29 protein-coding genes and 3 pseudogenes are annotated in these 25,281 nt (G+C 36.2%); 25 read left to right on the top strand and 7 right to left on the bottom strand.

What is annotated here, in order from left to right; genetic code table 11:
• Positions 1-5 precede the first annotated feature (5 nt).
• From moaA to B5P42_RS26475, 8 genes are all read left to right on the top strand, one after another.
• Positions 6-1,022: a GTP 3',8-cyclase MoaA gene (moaA, locus tag B5P42_RS26510; RefSeq protein ID WP_113735604.1), complete on the top strand. Its 1,017-nt coding sequence runs from the start codon at positions 6-8 to the stop codon at positions 1,020-1,022.
• Between the two features lie 207 nt (positions 1,023-1,229).
• On the top strand, positions 1,230-2,024 hold the full coding sequence (locus tag B5P42_RS26505) for a formate channel (RefSeq protein WP_113735603.1): 795 nt from the start codon (positions 1,230-1,232) through the stop codon (positions 2,022-2,024).
• Positions 2,025-2,048: 24 nt separating this feature from the next.
• On the top strand, positions 2,049-3,065 hold the full coding sequence (locus B5P42_RS26500) for a molybdopterin-synthase adenylyltransferase MoeB (RefSeq protein ID WP_113735602.1): 1,017 nt from the start codon (positions 2,049-2,051) through the stop codon (positions 3,063-3,065).
• Between the two features lie 19 nt (positions 3,066-3,084).
• On the top strand, positions 3,085-4,398 hold the full coding sequence (locus B5P42_RS26495; RefSeq protein WP_113735614.1) for a molybdopterin molybdotransferase MoeA: 1,314 nt from the start codon (positions 3,085-3,087) through the stop codon (positions 4,396-4,398).
• Positions 4,379-4,843: a molybdenum cofactor biosynthesis protein MoaE gene (locus tag B5P42_RS26490; protein ID WP_113735601.1), complete on the top strand. Its 465-nt coding sequence runs from the start codon at positions 4,379-4,381 to the stop codon at positions 4,841-4,843. The genes B5P42_RS26495 and B5P42_RS26490 overlap by 20 nt, the downstream gene beginning before the upstream one ends.
• A gap of 4 nt (positions 4,844-4,847) precedes the next feature.
• Positions 4,848-5,084: a molybdopterin converting factor subunit 1 gene (moaD, locus tag B5P42_RS26485; protein ID WP_002012006.1), complete on the top strand. Its 237-nt coding sequence runs from the start codon at positions 4,848-4,850 to the stop codon at positions 5,082-5,084.
• Positions 5,085-5,131: 47 nt separating this feature from the next.
• A complete protein-coding gene (moaC, locus tag B5P42_RS26480) occupies positions 5,132-5,620 on the top strand; it encodes a cyclic pyranopterin monophosphate synthase MoaC (protein WP_113735600.1) in 489 nt (162 codons plus the stop codon).
• Between the two features lie 20 nt (positions 5,621-5,640).
• Positions 5,641-6,693: a P-loop NTPase gene (locus B5P42_RS26475; protein ID WP_113735599.1), complete on the top strand. Its 1,053-nt coding sequence runs from the start codon at positions 5,641-5,643 to the stop codon at positions 6,691-6,693.
• Positions 6,694-6,779: 86 nt separating this feature from the next.
• Here the strand turns inward: B5P42_RS26475 and B5P42_RS26470 are convergent, their stop codons facing one another.
• Together B5P42_RS26470 and B5P42_RS26465 are read right to left on the bottom strand one after the other, a co-directional pair.
• A complete protein-coding gene (locus tag B5P42_RS26470; protein ID WP_113735598.1) occupies positions 6,780-7,580 on the bottom strand; it encodes a flagellin N-terminal helical domain-containing protein in 801 nt (266 codons plus the stop codon).
• 262 nt (positions 7,581-7,842) lie between these two features.
• The gene (locus B5P42_RS26465; protein ID WP_113735597.1) at positions 7,843-9,015 is read right to left on the bottom strand and encodes a flagellin; all 1,173 of its coding nucleotides are present in this window, start codon (positions 9,013-9,015) and stop codon (positions 7,843-7,845) included.
• A 4-nt stretch (positions 9,016-9,019) separates the two neighbouring features.
• Here B5P42_RS26465 and fliM point away from each other — a divergent pair.
• The 15 genes and pseudogenes from fliM to B5P42_RS26390 all read left to right on the top strand — a co-directional run.
• Positions 9,020-9,478, top strand: a pseudogene (fliM, locus tag B5P42_RS26460) (flagellar motor switch protein FliM); the annotation flags it as partial.
• 10 nt (positions 9,479-9,488) lie between these two features.
• Complete coding sequence (gene fliN, locus B5P42_RS26455; protein ID WP_002031054.1) at positions 9,489-9,848, top strand: flagellar motor switch protein FliN; 360 nt, start codon at positions 9,489-9,491, stop codon at positions 9,846-9,848.
• Positions 9,849-9,860: 12 nt separating this feature from the next.
• On the top strand, positions 9,861-10,181 hold the full coding sequence (locus B5P42_RS26450; RefSeq protein WP_000121176.1) for a hypothetical protein: 321 nt from the start codon (positions 9,861-9,863) through the stop codon (positions 10,179-10,181).
• Complete coding sequence (locus B5P42_RS26445) at positions 10,178-10,936, top strand: flagellar type III secretion system pore protein FliP (protein WP_113735596.1); 759 nt, start codon at positions 10,178-10,180, stop codon at positions 10,934-10,936. Before B5P42_RS26450 ends, B5P42_RS26445 begins: the two co-directional genes overlap by 4 nt.
• 33 nt (positions 10,937-10,969) lie before the next feature.
• The gene (locus B5P42_RS26440; protein WP_002011993.1) at positions 10,970-11,245 is read left to right on the top strand and encodes a flagellar biosynthetic protein FliQ; all 276 of its coding nucleotides are present in this window, start codon (positions 10,970-10,972) and stop codon (positions 11,243-11,245) included.
• A gap of 15 nt (positions 11,246-11,260) precedes the next feature.
• Positions 11,261-12,022 (top strand): flagellar biosynthetic protein FliR, encoded by a 762-nt coding sequence (locus tag B5P42_RS26435; RefSeq protein WP_113735595.1) that lies wholly within the window; start codon positions 11,261-11,263, stop codon positions 12,020-12,022.
• A gap of 10 nt (positions 12,023-12,032) precedes the next feature.
• Positions 12,033-13,079, top strand: a complete 1,047-nt coding sequence (gene flhB / locus B5P42_RS26430; RefSeq protein ID WP_002126637.1) for a flagellar type III secretion system protein FlhB — start codon at positions 12,033-12,035, stop codon at positions 13,077-13,079.
• 23 nt (positions 13,080-13,102) lie between these two features.
• Positions 13,103-15,169 (top strand): flagellar biosynthesis protein FlhA, encoded by a 2,067-nt coding sequence (gene flhA, locus B5P42_RS26425; protein WP_113735594.1) that lies wholly within the window; start codon positions 13,103-13,105, stop codon positions 15,167-15,169.
• Between the two features lie 14 nt (positions 15,170-15,183).
• Positions 15,184-16,494 carry a flagellar biosynthesis GTPase FlhF gene (gene flhF, locus B5P42_RS26420; protein WP_113735593.1) on the top strand — a complete coding sequence of 437 codons (1,311 nt, stop codon included), beginning with the start codon at positions 15,184-15,186 and terminating at the stop codon, positions 16,492-16,494.
• A 43-nt stretch (positions 16,495-16,537) separates the two neighbouring features.
• A complete protein-coding gene (locus tag B5P42_RS26415) occupies positions 16,538-17,311 on the top strand; it encodes a flagellar basal-body rod protein FlgG (RefSeq protein ID WP_113735592.1) in 774 nt (257 codons plus the stop codon).
• A gap of 107 nt (positions 17,312-17,418) precedes the next feature.
• Positions 17,419-17,937: pseudogene (locus tag B5P42_RS26410) on the top strand (LLM class oxidoreductase); the annotation flags it as partial.
• 213 nt (positions 17,938-18,150) lie between these two features.
• The gene (locus B5P42_RS26405) at positions 18,151-18,987 is read left to right on the top strand and encodes a TrmB family transcriptional regulator (RefSeq protein WP_113735591.1); all 837 of its coding nucleotides are present in this window, start codon (positions 18,151-18,153) and stop codon (positions 18,985-18,987) included.
• Positions 18,977-19,705, top strand: coding sequence for an AzlC family ABC transporter permease (locus tag B5P42_RS26400; RefSeq protein ID WP_113735590.1), 729 nt, complete (start codon positions 18,977-18,979; stop codon positions 19,703-19,705). Before B5P42_RS26405 ends, B5P42_RS26400 begins: the two co-directional genes overlap by 11 nt.
• Entirely contained in the window at positions 19,696-20,007 is a 312-nt protein-coding gene (locus B5P42_RS26395; RefSeq protein ID WP_113735589.1) for an AzlD domain-containing protein, read from the top strand. The genes B5P42_RS26400 and B5P42_RS26395 overlap by 10 nt, the downstream gene beginning before the upstream one ends.
• Positions 20,008-20,069: 62 nt before the next feature.
• Complete coding sequence (locus B5P42_RS26390) at positions 20,070-20,240, top strand: DUF3951 domain-containing protein (protein ID WP_113735588.1); 171 nt, start codon at positions 20,070-20,072, stop codon at positions 20,238-20,240.
• 25 nt (positions 20,241-20,265) lie between these two features.
• Here the strand turns inward: B5P42_RS26390 and B5P42_RS26385 are convergent.
• The 5 genes and pseudogenes from B5P42_RS26385 to B5P42_RS26365 all read right to left on the bottom strand — a co-directional run bounded on the left by B5P42_RS26385 (position 20,266) and on the right by B5P42_RS26365 (position 23,223).
• Positions 20,266-20,626, bottom strand: a pseudogene (locus B5P42_RS26385) (hypothetical protein).
• Positions 20,627-20,637: 11 nt separating this feature from the next.
• A complete protein-coding gene (locus tag B5P42_RS26380) occupies positions 20,638-21,231 on the bottom strand; it encodes a dienelactone hydrolase family protein (protein WP_107887758.1) in 594 nt (197 codons plus the stop codon).
• 3 nt (positions 21,232-21,234) lie between these two features.
• Positions 21,235-21,570: an antibiotic biosynthesis monooxygenase family protein gene (locus B5P42_RS26375; protein ID WP_113735587.1), complete on the bottom strand. Its 336-nt coding sequence runs from the start codon at positions 21,568-21,570 to the stop codon at positions 21,235-21,237.
• 192 nt (positions 21,571-21,762) lie between these two features.
• Positions 21,763-21,942, bottom strand: coding sequence for an H-type small acid-soluble spore protein (locus B5P42_RS26370; protein WP_001025736.1), 180 nt, complete (start codon positions 21,940-21,942; stop codon positions 21,763-21,765).
• A gap of 66 nt (positions 21,943-22,008) precedes the next feature.
• Positions 22,009-23,223, bottom strand: coding sequence for a helix-turn-helix domain-containing protein (locus B5P42_RS26365; RefSeq protein ID WP_113735586.1), 1,215 nt, complete (start codon positions 23,221-23,223; stop codon positions 22,009-22,011).
• A gap of 117 nt (positions 23,224-23,340) precedes the next feature.
• On the opposite strand from B5P42_RS26365, the gene B5P42_RS26360 reads away from it, so the two are divergent.
• Together B5P42_RS26360 and B5P42_RS26355 are read left to right on the top strand one after the other, a co-directional pair.
• Positions 23,341-24,609 (top strand): MFS transporter, encoded by a 1,269-nt coding sequence (locus tag B5P42_RS26360; RefSeq protein ID WP_113735585.1) that lies wholly within the window; start codon positions 23,341-23,343, stop codon positions 24,607-24,609.
• Positions 24,610-24,718: 109 nt separating this feature from the next.
• Complete coding sequence (locus tag B5P42_RS26355; protein ID WP_002086429.1) at positions 24,719-25,243, top strand: outer membrane protein assembly factor BamD; 525 nt, start codon at positions 24,719-24,721, stop codon at positions 25,241-25,243.
• Positions 25,244-25,281 lie beyond the last annotated feature (38 nt).

Here is a 25,281-nt window from a genome sequence, read left to right as displayed (position 1 = left end):
TAATCATGAAATCTGTTACATTAGACAAATTAGATCGTCCTTTAAAGGATTTACGTATTTCTGTTACTGATCGCTGTAATTTTCGCTGTCGATATTGTATGCCAGAAGAAATATTTGGTCGTGATTATTCTTTTTTGTCTAATGATAAAATTTTATCTTTTGATGAAATTGAAAGGATTACACGTATTTTCGTTTCTTTAGGTGTAAGAAAGTTACGTATTACAGGAGGAGAGCCTTTACTTCGAAAAGAATTACCTGAACTCATACAGCGGTTAAACGAAATTGATGGAGTAGAGGATATTGGTTTAACGACAAATGGATCATTACTTAAAAAGTTTGCTCCAGATTTATATAAGGCGGGTTTATCTCGTGTAACAGTTAGTTTAGACTCGTTAAATGAAGAACGATTCTCTTATTTAAATGGGAATAGAAGTAAAGTAAAAACGGTTCTTGCGGGAATACAGGCTGCAGCGGAAGCCGGAATGAAAATTAAAATGAACATGGTTGTCCAAAAAGGGAAAAATGAAGAAGACATCGTTCAGATGGCAGAGTACTTTAAAGAGAATAAGCATATCCTTCGGTTCATTGAATATATGGATGTCGGAAATTTTAACGGCTGGGAATTAGGTGAAGTAGTTTCTAAGCAGGAAATAGTAGAGATGATTCATAAAGTGATGCCGCTTGAACGTATTGAGGCGAACTATCCTGGTGAAGTTGCGACACGTTATCGTTATGTTGGTAGCGAAGAAGAAATAGGAATTATTTCATCTGTAACGGATTCGTTCTGTTCATCATGTACAAGAGCGCGTATTTCTGCAGAAGGAAAATTGTATACATGTTTGTTTGCGTCTAAAGGAAACAATCTTAAAGAATTACTTCGCTTTGGATATACGGATGAGGAGATTACTAATGTTATTCGTGACATTTGGAATAATCGTTCAGACCGTTATTCAGATGAACGGTTAAGCAATACGAATAAAAAAGCAATGCCGAAAATTGAAATGTCGCATATCGGTGGCTGAGAAGCTACTAAGAATGTAGATTCTCTTTGTTAACGTAAATGGTGGGAAATGTGCAAGTTTTGTACACTTTCTATGAGTATAGTAAAAATGATGATTGATATTTCTGTAAGAGATATGCAGAGAGATTAAGCAGCATTCAAAAATCCTTACGATGATAAGGGTTTTTGGTGCTGCTTTTTTTAGATGAGAAAAATGGAGGAATTGGTTATGGCATTTCATAAACCGGAACAAATTGCTGCGCTTGTGATTGAATCCGGTGTTCAAAAGGTGGGGCAACCGCTATCCGCAATGCTTATTCTTGGTTTTTTAGGAGGAGCATTCATTTCGTTAGGATTTTTACTTAATATTCGTGTTCTAGGTAATGTACCGGAGCAGTGGGGAAGTTTAGTCAATTTTATAGGAGGAGCGGTTTTTCCTATAGGACTTATGCTCGTTGTTTTAGCAGGAGGAGAATTAATTACGGGAAACATGATGTCGATGGCCATGGCACTGTATGCACGGAAAATTTCATTGAAACATGTGTTAAACAATTGGGCGTGGATCACTTTAACGAACTTCGCAGGTGCACTTTTCGTAGCGTATTGTTTCGGTCACCTTGGCGGGTTAACTGAAGGTGCCTATTTAAATAAGACGATATCGATAGCTCAAGATAAATTACATGAATCTTTCGGGAGAACATTAATTTTAGCGATTGGCTGTAACTGGCTCGTTTGCCTTGCAATTTGGTTAGCGTATGGAACGAACGATTTAATCGGAAAGATTGTTGGAATATGGATTCCGATTATGGCATTTGTCGTCATTGGATTTCAGCAAGTAGTAGCAAATATGTTTGTCATTTCAGCAGTTATTTTTGCTGGTCACCTTACGTGGATGGATCTTGCGAAAAACTTTGTGCCAGTCTTTATCGGAAATGTAATTGGCGGAGCTGGATTTGTTGGATTCGCTTATTTTTCTTGTTATCAGAAACAAAGTGCTACCGAAGAAGATGTATTGAAAAAATAACAGTATATGAAAGGAAGGCACCTCATGATAGAGCGGTATTCACGACAACAGTTGTTCACTCCTATTGGAAAAGAAGGGCAAGAGAAGATTAGAAATAAGCATGTATTAATAGTAGGGGCAGGTGCATTAGGAAGTGCAAGTGCGGAAAGTTTAGTACGTGCAGGTATCGGGAAATTAACGATTATTGATCGCGATTACGTAGAATGGAGCAATTTACAGCGGCAACAACTTTACGCTGAACAAGATGCGATAGAAAAGTTGCCAAAAGCAATCGCAGCGCAGAATCGTCTCAAACAAATTAATTCAGACGTGCAAATTCAGGCGCTAGTAATGGATGCAAGAGTAGATAATATGGAAGCTTTATTAGGTGGTGTCGATGTCATTATTGATGCCACAGATAATTTCGATATTCGGTTTGTAATCAATGATATATCACAAAAATACAATATTCCTTGGATTTACGGTTCTTGTGTCGGAAGTCATGGCATGAGCTATACAATTATTCCGAAGAAAACACCGTGCTTACATTGTGTACTGAAAAGTGTTCCTGTTACAGGGGCGACGTGTGACACAGTTGGAATTATTAGTCCAGCTGTTCAAATCGTTGCAGCGTGCCAAGTGGCAGAAGCATTCAAAATTTTAGTAGAAGACTATGAAGCAGTTCGGAAAACTTTTTTAATGTTTGATATATGGAGTAATCAATATCATTCTATCAAACTAGGAAAAATCAAAATGGAAGACTGTCCTTCGTGCGGAACAAATAGAACTTATCTTTATTTATCATACGAAAATCAAACGAAGACAGCTGTGTTATGTGGAAGAAATACAGTTCAAATTAGACCAGCGCATAATAGACATTACAACTTTGATGAGTTAGAAAAAGTATTAAAGAATCACGGGAAAGTTGATCGGAATCCGTATTTGCTCTCTTGCCAATTAGAAGAGTATCGCATCGTCATTTTTCATGATGGTCGTGTATTTATTCATGGCACGAATGAAATTCAAAAAGCAAAACAACTATACTATCGGTTATTAGGATAATAGAGAGGGATTGGTAATGATGGAAAGAAGGGTACCGATTACAGTTGAAGAGGCTGTTCGTAAAGTGATGGAATTTGCTAATTGTGGTGTAAAAGAACTAGTACCACTGGAATTAGCATATGGGCGTACGTTAGCAGACGATATAGTAGCGGATCACGATGTTCCTTCCTTCGATCGCTCGCCATATGATGGATTTGCTATTAGGGCAGAAGATACTTCGCGAGCAAGTCGTGAGAATCCGATCGTATTTGAAGTCATCGGTGAAATTGGAGCAGGTTCCGTATTTCCTACAGAAGTAGGAGCGTTTCAAGCAGTTCGAATTATGACAGGGGCACAAATTCCGAAAGGATGTAACGCGGTCGTCATGCTAGAACTGACTCGTCATCGTCAATATGAGAATATCGGAAAAAGCTATATGGAAGTGAGACGCTCATTTAAAGAAGGAGACAATATATCCTTTCAAGGTGAAGATGTTCAGAAAAGAACCGTTCTCGCAAAAAGAGGTGGTTACATTAATCCAGGTATTTCAGCTCTTCTTGCTACATTTGGTTATAGTGAAGTGTCAGTAGCGAAAAAGCCTATCATTGGACTATTAGCGACTGGGAGTGAACTTCTCGATGTAAATGAAGAACTACAACCTGGGAAAATTCGAAATAGTAATACGTATATGATATCGTCTCAAATTCGAAGAGCAGGTGGAAGAGTAAAGTACTTTGGGAAGTTTAGTGACGATTCTAATACGTGCTACGAAGCAGTGAAAAAAGCGTTAAGCGAAGTGGATATGTTAATTACAACTGGTGGTGTTTCGGTAGGCGACTATGACTATTTGCCAGCTATATACGAAAAATTAGGCGCATTAGTTCTTTTTAATAAAGTAGCCATGCGGCCGGGTAGCGTCACGACTGTAGCGCAATTAAATGGAAAATTATTATTTGGATTATCAGGTAATCCATCTGCTTGCTATGTAGGTTTTGAATTATTCGTAAAACCTAGCATTCGTGCGTATATGTTTAGCGAAAAACCACATGTAAAACGAGAAAAAGCAATGCTCGGAGAAGATTTTCTAAAACCGAATCCATTTACAAGATTTGTACGAGGTAAGCTTCAGTATAACGAAGGACAACTAATCGCTTATCCATCAGGATTTGATAAATCTAGTTCCGTTTCTTCATTAGCAGAATCAAACATTTTTATCGTCCTACAGGGCGGAACGAGAGGATATAAGAAAGGGATGTTTGTAGACATTCTTTTATTAGAAGATAACGAAGGTAGTGAATGGCCTTGGACATTCCGTAAAGTGGGGAGAGGTTTTGATGGGAGAAGCACTATTTGAAGTTGTCGATAATCCGATTGTAGTTGAAGAAGTAACGAATAAAGTAGCAAGACGAGAAGCAGGAGCAATTACAACTTTTATAGGAACTGTAAGAGAATTAACGAAAGGAAAACGAACGTTACATCTTGAGTATGAAGCATATAAACCGATGGCGGTGAAAAAGCTTACTGAAATTGGAGAAGAAATTAAGAAACAGTGGCCAGATGCAAAAATAGCAATCACGCACCGAGTAGGCCGACTAGAAATAATGGATATCGCCGTTGGTATTGCAGTATCGTCGCCACATCGTAAAGTGGCATATGAAGCGAATGAATACGCAATTGAACGTATAAAGAAAATCGTCCCAATTTGGAAAAAAGAATTTTGGGAAGATGGAACGGAGTGGATTGGAGATCAACTTGAAAATACTCCATATCCAGAAGGAAAACCAAAGAAAGAAGAATGAGAGAATGATTACAATTTTACTGTTCGCAAATTTACGAGAAGAAGTTGGCTCAGAGAGATTAGTAATAATAGAAAAAAGAGAGATAAATGTTCAGCAATTGAAAAAATGGCTGGAAGATAACTATCAATTACAGACGCTAGATAAAGTTATGGTAGCGATTAACGAAGAATTTGTAACGGACGAAGATATTGTAAAACCTGGAGATATCGTCGCGTTTATCCCGCCTGTAAGCGGAGGGTAATTTTTTTATTCGAGTATTAAATCTTTCATACGTTAAGGAGGATCATTATGAGGGAATTTTCGCACTGGAATGAAGAGGGCAGAGCCAAAATGGTTGATATCTCTCAAAAAGATATTTCAACACGTACAGCTGTTGCGCAAAGTACAATTTCTTTATCAAATGAACTATTTCAAGCAATTCAAAGTGGTGGATTGAAAAAAGGTGATCCGCTCCAAGTGGCACAAGTGGCTGGCATAATCGGTGCTAAAAAAACATCGGATATAATCCCTATGTGTCATCCGATATTAATCCAAGGAACAGACTTTACGTTCCATTATGAAAAGACAAGTGATGGGTATGAGTTAATGATACGAGCTACAGTAAAATGCAGCGGTAAAACAGGTGTAGAAATGGAAGCATTAACTGCTGTATCAATCGCCGCCCTTACTTTTTACGATATGTGTAAAGCAGTTGATAAAACGATGGTTATGAAAGAAATATATTTAGTTCGAAAAACGGGCGGAAAAAGCGGAGACTTTTTTTACAAGGTAAAATAATTATAATGGAAGGAATGTGTATGATGATTACTCACGAACAAATTATGAACGCTTTAAGCCATGTAGAAGATCCAGAGTTACACAAAAGTATTGTGGAATTAAACATGGTAAGAAATATAAAAATAGATGGTACAGAAGTTGGGCTAGAAGTAGTTTTAACAATTCAAGGTTGTCCGTTGAAAGCAAAAATTCAAAACGATATTGAAGACTCACTTCGAAACATTGGGGCATCAAAAGTTGTATTAACATTTGGCTCAATGACACCGGAAGAAAGATCGGCATTAACAGCGTCTTTAAAGAAAGAGGCTAGAACAGAAACAGGAATGCCTAGTATGCTTCGACCTGATTCAGGGGTACATTTTATTACTATAACGAGCGGAAAAGGGGGAGTCGGAAAATCAACTGTGACGATTAACCTTGCTACTGCTTTAGCGCGTATGGGTAAAAAGGTTGGGATTTTAGATGCAGATATATACGGGTTCAGTATCCCGGCAATGATGGAAACGAATGAAAAGCCAACGATGATCGATCAAACCGCACTTCCAGTCGTTAGTCACGGTGTTAAAATTATGTCGATGGGATTCTTCACAGAAGGGAATAACCCAGTAATGTGGCGAGGACCAATGTTAAACAAATGGATTCAAAACTTCCTTGCGAACACACACTGGGGAAAACTAGACTATCTTCTTCTAGATTTACCACCAGGAACAGGAGACGTTGCGATAGATGTCGCTGCCATGATTCCACAAGCGAAGGAAATTATCGTTACAACACCTCATAATGTGGCATCATTTGTTGCGTCTAGAGTAGGAGTCATGGCAAAACATACGAAACACGATATTTTAGGTATCGTTGAAAACATGGCATATTATGAAGAACAAGATGGCTCAAGAAACTATCTCTTCGGAAGAGGCGGTGGCGAAATGTTAGCAGAACAACTGCAAACAGAAGTAATCGCCCAAATCCCGTTTGCAAAACGTGAAGAGAATCATGGCTCATGTGTGTATGACGAAGATTCACTCATTGGGGAAATGTTTACTTCTTTAGCGGAGGATCTTATTTATAAAGGATAAGTTGATATAAAAGTGGGATACATAGCACGTATGTATCCCGCCTTTTATTTTTTATAGAGTTATTTCAATAGTTTTAACGGTTATATTTACGATTGTAGTAATTTAGAAACCATTTGCGGAATTTGGTTTGCTTGTGAAACCATACTAAGCGCAACTTCAGTTAACAATTTAAACTTTAAAAAATCACTCATCTCTTGCGCCATATCCGCATCTTCAATTCGAGAAACAGCATCTGTTAACGCTGTACTTTGACTATTTAAATTTTCGATATTAAATTGTAAACGATTGATCATAGCACCGAGATCAGCCCGATGAAGTGATACATTTTGCAAGGCCTCTTCAATTTTACGAATCGCCACTCTCGCTTCTTGTTCTGTTGAAATCTTGATGTCATGTTGTGTAGGGGAAGGGGGAATAGATTTTGGTATATTTACCGTATGACCGATATCGTTTAACGTAATAGGACGGCTTTGTCCATCGAATGCGGATAAATCATTAAACTCAGTTGTCTCACCAATATAGCCAATTTGTTCTGTTAAAGACTGAAACTCTTTATTCAGTGAATTACGGTTTGTATTTGAATTTGTACCATTCGCAGATTGAACAGCTAAATCACGCATACGTTGCAAAATATTCGTAACAGTTTGAAGGGGAGCTTCCGCTGTACGAAGCATTGATATCGCATCCTCATTATTACGAATCGCCACGCGCATACCACTCGCTCTCGCATGCATACGAGTTACAATCGCAATATTGGCTGGATTATCAGAAGCAGTATTTAATTTCTTACCAGTCACCAAATGCTCCATCGCAACATTCATACGTTTCTCATTCTCATACAACGACTGCCTAGCATTCATACTTAAAACATTCGTACTAATACGCATAATGGACACTCCTTATAGATTGATATAGAGTCGGTGTTCTAAAGTTAATAAACGGTTATGAAAAGAAAAAGGGATTTTATGCTCATTTCCTATTTGTGTTTTAACATGGAAGGGGATCGAGATAGGCACCGACCGCCTCTATGTATAGCGGATGCTCTCTTTCTCCTAAAAAAAGAAAGGTTTTACAAATAATTCATTTGTATAGAAAAAACAAACCTCTCCGCAAGCAGAGAGGTTTGTTCATGAAACTAACTCAAATGGCTTATTGTAATAATTTAGAAACCATTTGTGGAGTTTGGTTTGCTTGAGAAAGCATGCTGATACCAGCTTCGTTCAAGATTTTGAACTTAGTCATTTCAGACATCTCTTTCGCCATGTCAGCGTCTTCGATTTGAGAAGCAGCTGAAGCCATAGAAGAAGATTGGCTCTTAAGGTTATTTACGTTAAAGTCAAGACGGTTTAATGTAGCACCTAGAGTTGCACGGTTATCAGCAACCATTTTTAGAGCTTCGTCGATTTTGTCTACTGCAGCTAATGCGTCAGCTTTAGTTGTAGTCATTGGTTTTACTGTATCAAATAAATTACCAATTTCTTTCGCTGCAGCGTCGCCTTTATCTGCTCCACCTTTAGCTGTATCAAATTTAGTGAAAGCAGCTTCAATTTTTTCGATATCTTCTTTACTGTATCTGTCTTTAACTAAATCGAAAGCATCTTTAGCTTCTTTAACACCGTCTTCTCTATCTTTATCAACTGCAATTGTAGCTTTTAGTTCTCCAAATTCTTTTTGAGCACTAGTCATATTAGTTGTAGCTACTGTATCTTTGCCAGCAAATGTAGTACCAATTGTTCCAGCGTTTGGTAAACTTGTTGGATCTTTATCAAATTCGATGAATTTATCTTCAATTTCTCTAGCATCTTTAATGCTGAATTGGTCTTTAACTTTAGAGAATGCTGCTTTTGCTGCTGCAACATCATCTTTTACAGAAGCAGCATCAGACGTAGCAAGTTTAGCCATAGCAGTTGTAGCATCTTTAAGATTTACTTCAGCACTATTATCAGCACCAATAGCTGTGCTATCAATACCAAGTTTATCAAGAGTAATACCTTTTAATGAAATACCTATTTGTTTTGATTGGTCACTTGAATCAAGAGTTTGAATATTGATTGTTTGATCATTCTTAAGTAGGTTTTTATCGTTAAATTGAGTGTTGTCAGCAATGTAAGTAATTTGCTTTTGTAATTCGCCAAACTCTTTTTGAAGAGCAACTTGGTTTTTATCTGTGTTCGTACCGTTCGCAGATTGGTTGGCGATGTCACGCATACGAAGTAAGATGTTAGATACAGATTTTAAAGCTGAGTCAGCTGTACGGATTAAAGACATACCGTTTTGCGTGTTGTCAGCAGCTACGCTTAATCCGCTTTCACGTGCACGCATACGAGTTGCGATTGAACCGAAGTTTGTAACGACGGAGACAGATCCGAATGCGCTGAAGATTACGACGGCGAGCGATATTATTTCATTATTGAACGTAAATATGAAAACAGAGTTTTGGAATACGACAGTTCGTATTGGTATTCCGTTCTTATCTGTTGAAGAAATTATGGATAAGTTAACGTCTGAAAATATTGTCGAACATTCTTCGGATAAGCGTAAAAAGTATACGTCTGAAGTAGAAGTGAAAGTAAATCAAGTGTACAAGCCTGTTCACGTTGCGGTTGGTGAGCAGAAGATGACAATGGGCGAGATTGAGCAAATTGAAGAAGGCGATATTATTCCGCTTCATACAAAGGTTTCAGACCAACTACGTGGTTATGTAGATGGAAAACATAAATTTAATTGTTTTATCGGGAAAGATGGAACGCGTAAGGCGCTTCTATTTAAAAGTTTTATAGAGTAGGAGGATCTATATGAAGCATGAAGTATCTCCTGTGTCATTAATGGGATTAGAAGAATTTGCAGGGAAGCGAAATGAAGCGGGGAAGGCACATATTGATACCGTTTCGGATATTTCGATTGAACTTGGAGTAAAGCTTGGGAAGTCATCTATTAAGCTTGGTGATGTGAAGCAATTAAAAGTTGGCGATGTTCTTGAAGTAGAGAAAAATTTAGGACATAAAGTAGATGTATATTTAAGTGATATGAAGGTCGGTATTGGTGAAGCGATAGTAATGGATGAGAAATTCGGCATTATTATTTCTGAAATTGAAGCTGATAAGAAACATGCAGCGCTTATGAAGGCACAAAATCAAATGCAGGATAAAGAGTAGAGGAGGAGTCATATGTCGTATATGACGACCTTATTTCAAGTCGTTTTACTGTTTGGTGCGCTCGGCTATGGTGCATATTATATGACGAAAAAGACGCGCAAACAGCAGTTTTTTAAGCAAGGTGAAAATGGACACATTCAAGTGAAAGACGGTGTTTATTTAAATCATCAAACGAGTGCCTTTTTATTTGAAGTGGACGGAAAGCAAGTGTTCACTGTTATTAGTAATAACGGTGTACAATCTGTGCAGTTAACAGGAACAGGAAATCAGTTTCAACAAGCGTTAGAAGACGCGGTGAAGAGTGAAACGAAAAAAGTAGAGGATCCATCATGAGAATAAAGAAACAGTTATCGTTATTTGCCGTTATTTTCGCATTTTCTATTATTTTTTCATTTGTTTTTGTAAATCCAGCGTATGCAGCCCCGAACGGCTTTATTAATTTCGAAAATGGAAAAGAGTTTACGAGTAATTCAAGTATACAACTATTCGCGCTCGTTACCCTTCTATCATTATCTTCTTCTATCGTTCTTTTATTTACGCATTTTACTTATTTTATGATTGTTCTTGGGATTACTCGTCAAGGGCTTGGGGTTATGAATTTACCACCGAACCAAGTGCTTGTTGGACTCGCATTATTTTTATCGCTGTTTACAATGCAGCCAGTGCTTGGTCAATTAAAGAGTGATGTGTGGGACCCGATGACGAAAGAAAAAATAACAGTAAGTCAAGCTGCGGAGACGACAGCTCCGATTATGAAAGATTATATGTCGAAGCATACGTATAAGCATGATTTGAAAATGATGCTGAAAGTGCGTGGAGAAGAGTTGCCGAAAGATTTAAAGGATCTTTCACTGTTTACGCTTGTGCCATCCTTTACGTTAACGCAAATTCAAAAAGGTTTACTTACAGGGATGTTCATTTATTTAGCGTTTGTCTTTATTGATTTAATTATTAGTACACTTTTAATGTACCTTGGGATGATGATGGTACCGCCGATGATTTTAAGTTTACCATTTAAAATACTCGTTTTCGTATATTTAGGTGGATATACAAAAATCGTCGATATTATGTTTAAGACGGTCGCCTGAAGCGTTTGATGCTATGTGATAGGAGTCATATAAATGAATACGTCACCAATTATAGATATTTTCCAAACCTTTTTTTATAAAGGGGTTATGATTTTAATGCCGATTGCCGTTGTAAGTATGATTGTCGTTATTATTATCGCGGTTATTATGGCGATGATGCAAATTCAAGAGCAAACGCTGACGTTTTTACCGAAAATGGCGAGTATTGTGCTCGTTATTATCATTTTAGGTCCGTGGATGTTTCAAGAGTTAACGATGCTTATTTTAGATTTATTTGATAAAATCCCATCGCTATTGCGTTCGTACTAAGATAGGTGAACTGAAATGAATATGGAATTATGGGCGGCGACGTTTTTTGCGTTTTGTCGCATTACTTCATTTTTATATTTTCTACCGTTTTTCTCAGGCCGATCAATTCCGGCGATGGCAAAGGTTACATTTGGACTCGCTCTTTCGATTACAGTGGCAGATCAAGTGGATGTCTCTCACATAAAGACAGTTTGGGATGTAGCAGCTTATGCAGGAACGCAAATTGTAATTGGATTATCACTTTCAAAAATTGTAGAGATGCTGTGGAACATTCCGAAAATGGCAGGGCATATTTTAGACTTTGATATCGGTTTATCACAGGCGAGTTTATTTGATGTAAATGCAGGGTCACAGTCCACTTTGCTATCAACAATTTTTGATATATTTTTTCTTATTATTTTTATTTCACTGGGCGGCATTAACTATTTCGTTGCCACGATTTTAAAGTCGTTTCAATATACAGAGGCGATTTCAAAATTGTTGACGACTAGTTTTTTAGATAGTCTACTTGCAACGTTATTATTTGCAATCACATCAGCGGTTGAAATTGCTTTGCCACTTATGGGCAGTATATTCATTATTAATTTCGTCCTTATTTTAATCGCAAAAAATGCACCGCAATTAAACGTTTTTATGAATGCGTACGTAATTAAAATAACGTGTGGTATTTTGTTTATTGCGATGAGTGTACCGATGCTCGGTTATGTGTTTAAAAATATGACAGACGTATTACTGGAAGAGTATACGAAACTATTTAACTTTTTCTTAACGAAGTAGGGGGACGCGCATGGCAAAGGATAATAAAACAGAAAAGGCCACCCCGCAGAAGCGTAAAAAATCGCGTGAAGAAGGGAATATCGCCCGGAGTAAAGATTTAAATAATTTATTTTCCATTCTTGTATTAGCAGTTGTCGTTTACTTTTTCGGAGATTGGCTCGGCTATGAGATTGCACATTCCGTAGCGGTACTGTTTGATCAAATTGGAAAAAATACAGATTCGACCGAGTATTTTTATTTAATGGGTATATTACTTCTGAAAGTATCGGCTCCTATATTAATACTCGTATATGCTTTTCATTTGTTCAATTATATGATTCAAGTTGGTTTCTTATTTTCTTCTAAAGTACTTAAGCCGAAAGCATCACGTATTAATCCGAAAAACTATTTTACGAGATTGTTTAGTCGTAAAAGTTTAGTAGATATTTTGAAATCACTATTTTATATGGGATTAATCGGTTACGTTTCGTACGTTCTCTTTAAAAAGAATTTAGAGAAAATCGTTAGTATGATTGGATTTAATTGGACAGCGTCACTTACTGAAATTATTAGCCAAATTAAATTTATCTTTCTAGCTATTTTAATTATTTTAATCGTTCTTTCTATTATTGATTTCATTTATCAAAAATGGGAGTACGAACAAGATATTAAAATGAAAAAAGAAGAAGTGAAACAAGAGCATAAAGATAATGAAGGGGACCCGCAAGTAAAGGGGAAACGAAAAAACTTTATGCATGCTATCTTGCAAGGGACAATTGCGAAGAAGATGGATGGCGCAACGTTTATTGTGAACAACCCGACGCACATTTCAGTTGTGCTTCGTTACAATAAACAAGTTGATGCAGCGCCTATTGTCGTTGCAAAAGGGGAAGATGAGCTCGCATTATATATACGAACGCTTGCCCGTGAACAAGAAATACCAATGGTAGAGAACCGTCCGCTCGCTCGTTCTTTATATTATCAAGTCGAGGAAGATGAGACGATTCCAGAAGATTTATATGTAGCTGTAATTGAAGTTATGCGCTATTTAATTCAAACGAAAGAACTTGAAGTATAATAGCGCGTTTGGAGGGGATCTCTTTGTTTAAGATGGATTCTGCAAGAACCTATTTTTCTATCTTTTTAGCAGCGTCATTCGTTGTGGCGCTCTTAATTCCACTTCCACCATTTATACTTGATATCGTTATCGTTTTTCTACTAAGTATGTCAGTGCTTATTTATATGCGAGCTACAAGTATTAACGAGTGGGATGAATTAAAGTCATTTCCGACGATGTTGTTATTAATCGGGATTTTCCGCGTATCGATTAACGTTTCGACGACGCGAGCGATTTTAACAGACGGAAATGCGGGTCATGTTATTGAAGAGTTCGGTCAGTTCGTAATTGGCGGGAACTTATTAATTGGTATCGTTATTTTTATAGTTTTAATCATATTCCAGTTTATCGTTGCAAACGGTGCGTCTCGTACAGCTGAAGTAGCAGCTCGTTTTACACTTGATTCTTTACCAGGGAAACAAATGTCTATCGATGCTGACTTGAATCAGCGTCTTATTACAGAAAAAGATGCACAGGCAAAACGAAAAAAATTAAATATGGAAACAGAGTTTTACGGAGCGATGGATGGTGCCGGAAAGTTCATTAAAGGGGACGTTATTTTCGGGATTGTCATTTTATTCGTAAACATTATTTTCGGTTTAATTGTCGGTATGATGCAGCAAGGAATGAGCTTTGCAGATGCGGCTATTCACTATACACAGTTAACTGTCGGTGACGGAATTGTAAACCAAATCGGTTCGTTAATGCTTGCGATTTCAACAGGTATTATCGTAACGCGAGTATTTGACGGTTCATCTGATACAGTAACTGAAGGAATCTTTAAAGAGTTATTAGCGCATGAAGTTGTTGTATATGCACTCGGTGGTTTATTTATCGCAATGGGTGTTTTTACACCGTTACCATTTCTACCCTTTGCTCTCGTTGGAGGCACGATTGTTTTCTTAGGAGTTCGTAATAAAAAGCGAATAAAGAAAGAAAAAGAAGACGAGCTTCAAAAAGAATTAGAAATGATTCAAGGCGATGAAGAGCAATTGCAACAAGTGGAAGATTCATTCGGAGTCTTTACAGATAAATATCCAATTATTGTAGAGCTTGGTTTAGATTTAGCGGCACTTGTAAAGCAGAAGATAAACGGGGAAACAGCGCGTGATAAAGTTGTTCTTATGAGGAAGTCGATTATTACCGACCTCGGTATTAACGTTCCTGGAATTAACTTTAAAGATAATACGAGTTTTAGACCGCGCGGACGTTACATTATTCGTATTAAAGATGCGAAAGCTGCTGAAGGTGTTTTAAAATCAGGTTATTTACTAGCACTGAAAACACCGAACGTAATGGCGGATTTAGATGCAGAACCAGCGAAAGATCCAATTTTCGGTGAAGATGGATATTGGATTTTGGAGCATATGGTACAAGATGCACAAATGAAGGGCTATCAAGTGTTAGAGCCGCTTAGCATTTTAATTACGCATTTAGATGTTGTCGTTAGACGTAATCTTCATGAGTTAATTCAGCGTCAACATGTGAAAGACTTGATTAACTCGCTTGAAACTGATAATGGCGTTTTATTAGAAGAAATTAAGAAGAAAGAAATCGATTTATCACTCGTGCAAAATGTTATTAAACAACTTCTGAAAGAAGGAATTTCAATTCGTGATTTACCAACAATTATTGAAGGTATTATTGACGGGAAAGAAATTTATCAAAACCATGTTGATGGTGTCACTGCATTTGTTCGTGAATGTATTTCAAAAGTTATTTGTGAGAGTGCGAAAAATCCTGATGGAAAAATTTATGCGGCACTCTTCGCTGACTCGCTTGAGTTAGATGCGGATGTTGTTAATAATTCATACCAAGGTTATTTATTAAACTGGGATTTAGATTTAGAAACGCGAGTAGTAGAGCAAGTACAGCGCGTTTTCAAACAAGCTCGTTTAATGGGAAGAGAGCCAGTATTATTAACACGCAGAAAAGATTTCAGGTTTGCGATTGTGAGACTTCTTGAACGTTATCAAATAGAAGCTAAAGTATTATGTATTAGTGAATTAGCACCAGAAATTGTTGTAGATCAAATTGCTTATATTGAATAGTAGGGGGTGAAGTAATGGAAAGTACAGAAAAAAAAGAAGCGTTAATGCGAATAAAAGCAGCTTCGAAAAATGAATTGTATCGAAAGTTATTTGACCAATATGGTACAGATTATTACTACGTTGTCGATGAAAGTGTAAAACGAAACATCCCGTTTTTTTGGAAAAAGAATTATGAAATGTTAGTCGCTTTTCCTGAGAATAAACAGGAAGAAAGTAATGAAGGCATAGCTCAGTTTCATGCCCAATTAATGGATGTTGTAAATGAACCTTCAGAAGAAGTTGTGAAGGCAAATGGAATTCAATCGGTACTGCACAATTTAGAAAACGTAACGACTTCTATGCCGTACGCAGCGATGCAAACAGGAAATAGTGAAGAATGGGCAAGAAAAAAAGAGAAACTATTACAACTGTTTGAAAAAGGGATTGTCGTTGTGAAACATACGGAGGCGACGAAAGTAACGAAAAAACAGCCTATTGTGAAACAAGCTGTTCCTGTAAAGAAAGAAGAAGTAGTTGTTAAAAAAGAAAAGCAGGAATCTGTGCCATTTATTATTCAAAAAGTAATTCGGATGTTAGAACAAAACGATGTGGAACAATATTTCATTCATGCATATGCTGAAAAATTAAAAGTGAAGTTTGAGAATGCAACGATGATTACAGAAGAGGAAGTCATCGGATACATATTGGAAGATATGAGATCTCATTTCAATACTGAAAACGTATTTGAAAAAGAAGTACAAACGATTGCATTAATAGGTCCAACTGGTGTTGGAAAAACTACGACACTTGCGAAAATGGCATGGCAGTTTCATGCTAAGAGAAAAACAGTTGGTTTTATTACGACGGACCACTCTCGCATTGGAACAGTGCAGCAATTACAAGATTACGTAAAAACAATTGGGGCAGAAGTAATCGCTGTGCGAGATGAAGCAGCTATGACAAGGGCACTCAGTTATTTTAAAGAAGAAGCGCGCGTCGATTATATATTAATAGATACAGCCGGTAAAAATTATCGTACGTCAGAGACAGTTGAAGAGATGATTGAGACGATGGGACAAGTAGAGCCAGACTATATTTGTTTAACGTTATCAGCTTCCATGAAAAGTAAAGACATGATTGAGATTATTACGAACTTTAAAGATATTCATATAGATGGTATCGTGTTTACGAAATTTGATGAAACAGCGAGCAGTGGTGAATTGTTGAAAATTCCAGCTGTATCATCAGCTCCAATTGTATTAATGACAGATGGACAAGACGTGAAGCAACATATACATATCGCTACAGCTGAACATTTAGCAAAGCAAATGTTACAAACATCGTAAGAAAAGAGGTGAAGAATAAGGCACTTGCCTTATTCAAACGAGTATGAACGGTCTTTATATAGGTTCTATGGGTATGATGAATTACATGCAGCATATTAATGTTCATTCGAATAACGTCGCAAATGCCCAAACGACAGGATTTAAAGCAGAAAACATGACGTCTAAAGTATTTGATGTGCAAGACACATATCGCCGCGGAGACGGATCGGCGACAAATATCGGCTCGGTCGATTACGCTGTCGTACCAGCTGCGACGCATGTGAACTTAGTACAAGGAAATGTACAAATGACAAATAGTGCTACAGATTTCTTTTTAGACGACGGTGCGGCTGGCACATCATCATTTTTCGTTACATCTAAAAATGATGAAACATTTTTAACGAGAGACGGTAGCTTTACATTAAATAGTGATCGTTATTTACAAACAGCATCTGGTGCTTTCGTAATGGGTGAGAATAATGAACGTATTCGTATTCCAGAAGGAGCAAAGGTAGCTGTACAAGCAGACGGTACATTATACGATGAAGTAACACAAAATAATATTGCCCGTCTGCAAACGAAAACAGTAGACGTAGAAACGAACGCTCGCCTCGTACGACGTGAAAATAAAAGTTTGACACTGGCAGAAGGAAACGTTGCTGATTTACCGAATGGAACAGGGGCAGTACGTAATCATATGCTAGAAAATTCAAATGTGGATATGACGAAAGAAATGGCTGACCTTATGACGAATCAAAAAATGATTCAAGCATCGCAGCGCATCATGACTTCGTTTGATAAAATTTATGAAAAAGAAGCGAATGAAATATTGAGATAGAGGACTCCTTTTAGTGGGAGTCTTTTTTATGCTTGCTTTTATTTCAGTAATACCATAAAATGATGATGATTATCAATATCGATAAAGTTATTATTTAACGCGTTATCCGAAAGCAAGATGATATACGTGTATTGCCTGGTTTATATTTCTTTATTGGTGATTCATATGAAGAAGCACTAGAAATGCACAGGCAAGCTCACCAACATCTTACAAAAGAGAAGAGGTACGCTTTACTCGAAATGGTTCTCGGATTAGATATTAGAGGGATGCCATTAGAAAGTAAGGTTACTGAACATATGCTACCAAGTAGAGATCAAACTGTACGTAGTAAAACACATGCGGAATTATTACGGAATTTCATCATAAAAAATGAACCAACTGTTGAGCAAATACTAGAACGACCAGAAGTTGTTGGTTCTGCTCATTGGGTCGCTATAGGCACACCACAAGATGTTTGTAAGCAAATTATGGAAAGATTTGAGGCAGGGGCACTAGATGGATTTATTGCAATTCCAGGGGGACCTCCAAAATCATTGGATTTATTCTTTAGTGAAGTCATTCCTTTATTCGTGAGAGCAGGTGTATTTCGAGAAGAGTATACAGGTTCAACCTTACGTGAACATTAGGAGGGTAATATATCAAATGCTCTACAGTTGAAATAATTCATTATGCATAAAAAGCCTTTCAAAAGAAGGCTTTTTATTTCGAATAAAAATTCAGAATTGTCAGTTGACTTGTAGAGGCTTCTTTTTTATATTAGTAGGTATAACAATAACTACTAATGGAAAGTGAAATCGTCGTTTTGAAATTAGAGCTATATAAATTGTGAGGGGTTACCGATGGATGAAATAATAAAGGAGTTACAAAAGTTAGGTTTTTCCCAGTACGAATGTAAAGCGTATATTGGACTATTAAAACATTATCCAGTAACAGGTTTTGAAGTGAGTAAACAAACAGGCGTACCTCGTTCGATGATTTATGAAGTACTTGGCAAGTTGATGGATAAAGGAGCGGTGCATATCGTTCCTTCTGAACCAGTGAAATATGTACCAGTGCCAGCTACGGAATTAATGGATCGAATGCGAAAAGATTTTGAAAAGTCCTTTGAATTTTTAGACCGAAAATTAAATTGTTTAGAACAAGAGCGACAAATTGATGTAATTTCGCATATTCGCTCAAATGATCGTGTTTTGAAAGAAATATGCAATATAATTAATAGAGCAAAAGAAGAGTTATGGATTTCTGTATGGGAAGATCAAGTGCACGAGATTGAGCCATTCATTCATCAAAAGGAAGCGGAAGGCGTACATATTTTTTCAATTTTATTTGGTGCTCCAGAAACAAAAATAGGAGCGACATTTCACCATAATTATATGACACCTCACGTCGTTGAAAAGAGAATGGGTGGTCATTTAACTGTTATCGCGCGTGATGGGGAAGAAGTATTAATTGCTAACTTTGCAAATGATAGCACTTCATGGGCCGTTACAACGTACGATCCAGCTTTAGTTCTCGTCGCTACAGAATATGTTCGGCACGACATTATGGTGGAAGAGATTACGAAGGAGTTTGGAGCTGATAAATTAGATACATTATGGCGTGAAAACATAGATTTAGTTCATGTCGTAACAGGAAAACGTACTATGGAAGAAATGGAGGGAGATAATGGTGAATAAAGCTCAAGCACATATGACACTGCAGAGCGATGATTCATTTCAGCAAGGTGTAAAGGATTGTTTACCAACTGTATTTGGATATTTGAGCATCGGTATAGCGGCTGGTGTTATTGCGAAAACAGCAGGTTTCTCGATCATAGAAATTGCTTTTATGTCCACATTAATTTACGCAGGTTCTGCTCAGTTTATATTAGCGGGTATGTATGCAGCGGGTGCCCCAGCCTCGGCAATTATTTTTACTGTGTTCTTTGTTAATTTACGTCACTTATTAATGAGTGCTGCACTCGCACCTTACTTCACCAAGATACCTCTTTTTAAAAATTTAATAATTGGTTCGCAAATTACAGATGAAACTTTCGGCGTTGCAGTGCAACAAGCAGCACAAAAAGGCTATTTAGGCGAGAAATGGATGTTGGGACTTAATGTGACAGCATATTTAAATTGGATTTTAGCTACAGTTCTCGGAGGTCTTTTTGGAGAGTGGATACCAGATCCTCATACGTACGGAATGGATTATGCGTTACCAGCGATGTTTATCGGATTATTTGTACTTCAGCTAATAAGTAGTAAACCGAAACTAGCCATTCATCTAAGCGTTGCAATTATAGCGATTATTATCGCATACGTTTCACACTTATTTATGCCAGATAGTATAGCAGTTATTATCGCAACGCTGTTAGCTGCGACAATCGGGGTGGTGATTGAAAAATGGAAGTAAGATTGGACGTATTATTCCTTTTACTAGCAGCCGGAGCTGTCACACTCGTACCACGTATTTTACCTCTTCTCGTATTTAGTAAACTACAAATTCCAGACTGGGGTTTAAAATGGTTAAATTACATACCAATTGCGATATTAGCAGCACTTTTAGCACAAGTATTATTTATGCATGAGACAGTGCAGTGGGATTATATCATTGCGGCAATTCCTACATTTTTCGTAGCGATATATACTCGTAGTTTATTAGGAACAGTATTAACAGGAGTCATTGTAATTATTTTGTTACGTTTCTTTTTCTAAAAAGGATTCAGCTCATATTATAGCGAAAGATGTAATAACATAAATTGTATAGGGGTGGTGTTATGATACTTTTAACGATAGGAGCAATATTGTTAACGTTGTTTATTTTCTTTATTATCGGCTTTATTACGTTTATGATGTTTGTTGATAAGGCGACACCTCAAATTTATTACACACCTTGTGAATCAGTGACAGTGAAATCTAAAGGTACACATAGAAGGAAGAAAAGTTGAATGTTGGCTTTTCTTCCTTCTGTTTTTACATTCCCGAAAGAACTAACAACAATAATCCAAATAGAAAACTAATAAAAGAAAGAAAACCGATAGATATGGAAAAAACACGATTGTTTTTCCATTCGCGTGTGAAAACGATTAAACCTAAAACGCAAAGGAAAAAACCAAATAGGTAGAAATATAAATCGATTAACTTTCTCAGGTAGCAATGAATAAAAATTCGTTAAATATAATATCCAATTCGTAAAAAATAGAGCACATACGATGAATGATTGTAAGTATGGTCTGTTTAAAAAATTTCCTTTTTTGACTGTCATAAAAATGAGAGCTAATGCTGAAATGAAGGGAATGATTATGAATATGAGCAATAATAATGTTAGTGGCATATGAAACTTCTTTACAACATAGTTTTCATAAGAAACGAATCTATTATTTTGTATACTTGCGTTGTAGATTGTTCGTTATATGTTACTGCGGATGGATTTAAAAATCCATGTTCGCCATGTAGTTGTTTTATTTCTAATAGAGGATTCCTTTGTTGCTGCAATGCTTTCATTAAAGAGGATACTGAAAAACTAGCTTCTTGTTCAGGGAAAATAAGTAATGTAGCACATGTAGGTTTAATGTGAACATAGTCACGTATACGGGAACCGTAACATCCAATGATAAAATCTATTGTTGGATTGTTACTACAGAGCCAAGCGATGGTAGCCCCAACACTAAAGCCGATAAGTCCTATATGCGTGTAATCATTTGAAAGGGTAGAAATTACCTCATTAATTTGTTCTTTCCCATAATCAAATCCAATATGATTCATAAAATATTGATATGCTTTTTCTTCATCACTATAATGAAATGAATTTTGTAGTTGTAAAAGGTTAGGACAGAATACATCTATATGAGATGTATTGAAGTGGTCAATAACACGATGCATATGATCGTTCACACCGTATATTTCATGAATAGCAACGAGAGCCAATTTTTTCTTCATAAGTTACAAGGTATCTCTATGAAACTTATATTCTTTCTCAACAAGGCAGATACGCAGGTGGAAGTTTTCGTACCATTGCTCACGGCCTCTTTTTTTCGCTTCTTTATGTAAGGCGTTCTGTTTCCAATTTTCAATTGCCGCAAGTGATTCCCAATAAGAAATTGTGATTCCGAGTCCCGAATGATCTCGTGCACTTTCTACACCTAGAAATCCAGGTTGCTGTTTCGCAAGTTCCTCCATTTTTTCGGAAACGGTACTATAGTCTGTTGTATCATTTGATAGATTAGAAGTGAATATAACCGCATAATAAGGGCTAGTTTTTTGTGGATTAGTTCCCATTATCTTTCCTCCTTAACATATATGGTACGAATGTTCAGTTCATAGTTTGTATTGTAGCACGTAATAACAAGAAAAGAAGCAGGAAGCTTCTGTTCTTGTTCAGGTGCTGAAAAACAGGGGTGAGAAGGAATATACAAATTAAGTGATACAAAGTAAGAAAAATGCCACTTCAAAAAAAAGAAGTGGCATTTTTTATATTTCCTCTAAGCTATTAACTGGAACTGTTAATTCGCGTTTTGGATTTGTTACTTCATATATGCGGGCGGTTTCGTTGCTTTCGTCAACGTGTTGAATCATAACAGGCATGCCTTGGAAACTGACATTGGCTTCTTCAGATGACTCGGAAAGCTCTTTTGCGCGTTGTATATTCATTTATATTCCTCCCATCATTATTATCTTTGCAAAAAAGGAGGAATAATATACCATTTCGAGACATTTTTAAAGTTTTTGTATTATTTGTAATGTTTCTTTAATAAATGAAGAGAAGATGGAATCAGGATAGTCATCTATCGCTTGAACTGCTTCTTTTGCTTCTTTCAGAGCAGATTTTTTATCTTGAAGTTCTATATAGCAAAGAGCACGATAAGATCCAGCTGTTAATAACCACGATTGATCAAGTGGATGACTCATATAATCCGGTATGATAGCACGCTCTAATACTTCTAAAGCTTCCTGGTAACGTTTTAAACCATACAAATATTTTCCTTTTTCAAGATAATACAATCCATCGTCTTGAAAAATTGGTTCATCTTTTAGTTTTTCTCGAAATTGTTCTAAATGTTCTAATGCGATTGTATATTCATTCGTAATTGTATTGTAGTAATAAGCTTTTAATATATCTATATTTGCAGCGGATAAAGTATCTTCTGTAAAAATGGCAAATTGCTCAGATTTTTTTATGTAATATAAATATCTTTCTTTATCCGCCGTAATGATTTTTTGATAAGATAAAATACGATAAAAATCATCTGTTTTATAATACACTTGATGTTTTTTGGAAAAGGCAAGTGCATCTAAGATGACTCTTTCACATTTTTCATAATTGCCATATGCGAGTAAAATAATTGCTTCTTTTAAGTATAACTGTATATGTGTAATAAGATCCATTTCTAAATTCTTCGTTTTATATTCATCACGAATAATGGTAATCATCTGTAAACATTCTTTATATTTTTTACGTTTGAAGAGCATATAGTAAAACAGTAGTTTCGTTTCAGTGCTTTCTCGATATAAAGTATATTTTTCAAATATAGAAATAGCGGTTTCGACGTAATATTCAATATTATAATCGTTCATAATAGCTGCTCCAGTTATGAACTGTTTATATATACGAGCCGTATTTAAAGTAGAAGGTAGCTCTTTTTGAACGATAGGTAGTAAAGTATCATATACTTCATCGCATTTATTTGTCTTTATTAGTTCCTCCATTTTTTGAATGAGTTCTACAATTTCTCTATCATCTTCTTCTAGTAAAAAACTCATTTCACATCCAAGTTTATTAGCGATATATTGTAATGCTTTCATGGAAGGTGTAGCTTTTCCATTTTCAATTTGACTTAACATACTTTTTGTCAGTTCTGAACCTGCTAATTCAGTTTGAGTAAGCTTTTTTTCTTTTCGTAACGTTTTAATTTTCTCGCCGAGAGTAGCCATCATATGCTCCTTTATAATCAAAAAGTTAAATATAATTAAACTTTTCGTTGTAAAAATTGGAAAGTTGTATATATAATAAGTTTAACACAATTTAACTTTTAAAGGGAGAGTGTCATAATGGGGGATGTAAGTATAGGTCAAAATGATTGGAAAATGAAGATTGCAACGAGAAATATTATTTTAATGATGATTGGAAAAATGACGTCCTTGTTAGGGGCGGGTATTTATACGTTTGCAATGGGATTATACGTATTAAAGACAACTGGTTCAGGAATGGGGTTTGCAACTACTCTTATTTGCGGATCAATACCAAGAATGATCTGTGGCCCAATTGCAGGTGCTGTAGCTGACCGTGTGAACCGAAGATGGCTTGTAATTGGCACTGATTTATTAAGTAGCTTAACAATGCTTATCATGTTTATTCTTGCTACTATATTTGGACCATCACTTCTGTTTATTTATGTATCAGCGGCATTATTATCAATTTGTGCAAGTTTTTATTCTGTTTCATTAACTTCGTCTATTCCTAATTTAGTAGATGAGGTGCGTATTCAAAAAGCGAGTGCTTTAAATCAGACGGCATCATCTTTATCGAATATTTTAGCGCCGATTATTGGAGGAGTTGTATTTGGTTTCTTTTCAATCAAAACATTTTTCCTGTTAAATAGTATTACATTCTTTTTAGCAGTTATTGTACAATTATTCATCGTATTTGATTTATATAAAAAAGAATTGGCCGAAAGTAAAGAGCATTTCTTGACGAGTATAAAAGAAGGTTTTTCATATGTGAAACGACAGCATGAAATATATGGTTTAATGAAAATTGCAGTAGGGGTAAACTTTTTTGCGAGTGCACTTTTCGTTTCGCTTCCATATATTATTATTAAAAATTTGCATTTATCCTCGAAGCAACTCGGTGTTGTAGAGGGAATGTTAGCAGTCGGGATGCTAATTGGTGCAATTGTTTTATCAGTACGTAAAGAAGTGAATAATCCGTTTCGCTCTGTTTATATTGGACTGTTTTTATTTGCGGGCTTGAGTTTATGCACAGTCTTTCCGTTGTTAGTTATCATTCCGAAAGTAGCAAGTTTTATTTACTATATCACTTTTATGATTTTAACCGGTATATCAATGATGGTTGTAAATATCCCGATGCAAGTACATATGCAAAAGACGACAGATCCAAACTATTTAGGACGTGTATTCGGTCTACTTGAAACAATTTCTACTGCAATCGCACCGCTTGGAATGATTGTATATGGATTATTATTAGATATGTTACCGACTAGCATTGTTATGATGACATTAGGTGGAGGATTATTGTTAGTTGTATTAGTTGGAGTAAAGCAGCATATGGCGAAAAAACAAGTGGATGTATCGGTTTAAAAGAAAATTTTAACAATATAAAAATGACCATATTAGTATTTTAGTTTTTGAAACTCCTTTTCATGTATGTTACAGTAAAGTGAGCAGGCAAAGAAAAGGAGAAAACATCATGAGAAAATTAAGTTTTGTAATGCTTTTTCTGTTAGTCGTAATGACTGGATGTAGTAATTATGACACGTATATTGAAACAGGTATGCAATCATTGAAAAATGAAAAATATAGTGATGCGATTATGTGGTTTGAAAAAGCGGAAAAAGAGAAATCAGGAAATGAAGCGAAGGCGTATAAAGAAGTCGCTCAGTTACTAGATCGCGGTGCGACAGCATTAAAAGACGGTAAGTATTTAGAAACGAAAGATATTGCAAATGAAGTGTTACAAAAGAAAAAAGATGATGCACTTGAAAAAGCTGTGACATCAAATGCAGAGAATATGCTTCAAAAAGCAAAAGATGTGGAAGAGAAAGTAAATGAAAGAGTAGCGAAACGAAAAAAGGTAAATGAAGAAGGAATCGATAAATTAATTAAAGCTGTTGATAGTATAGATGATGTAAAAGAAAAAGAGAAAAAAGTTTCAGAAGCATTAGATAAGGCTGAAGAGGCACAAGCAAAAATTGAGGATAAGAAAAACAAATAGAGTTATAGTTTAAAAGGCTGTCGTGTATAACGACAGCC

This window comes from Bacillus sp. SRB_331, assembly GCF_003264175.1.
In the GTDB taxonomy this organism is placed as follows: domain Bacteria; phylum Bacillota; class Bacilli; order Bacillales; family Bacillaceae_G; genus Bacillus_A; species Bacillus_A mycoides.
The sequence above is the reverse complement of the archived record's forward strand: the minus strand, read 5'-3'. Positions and strand labels throughout refer to the sequence as shown.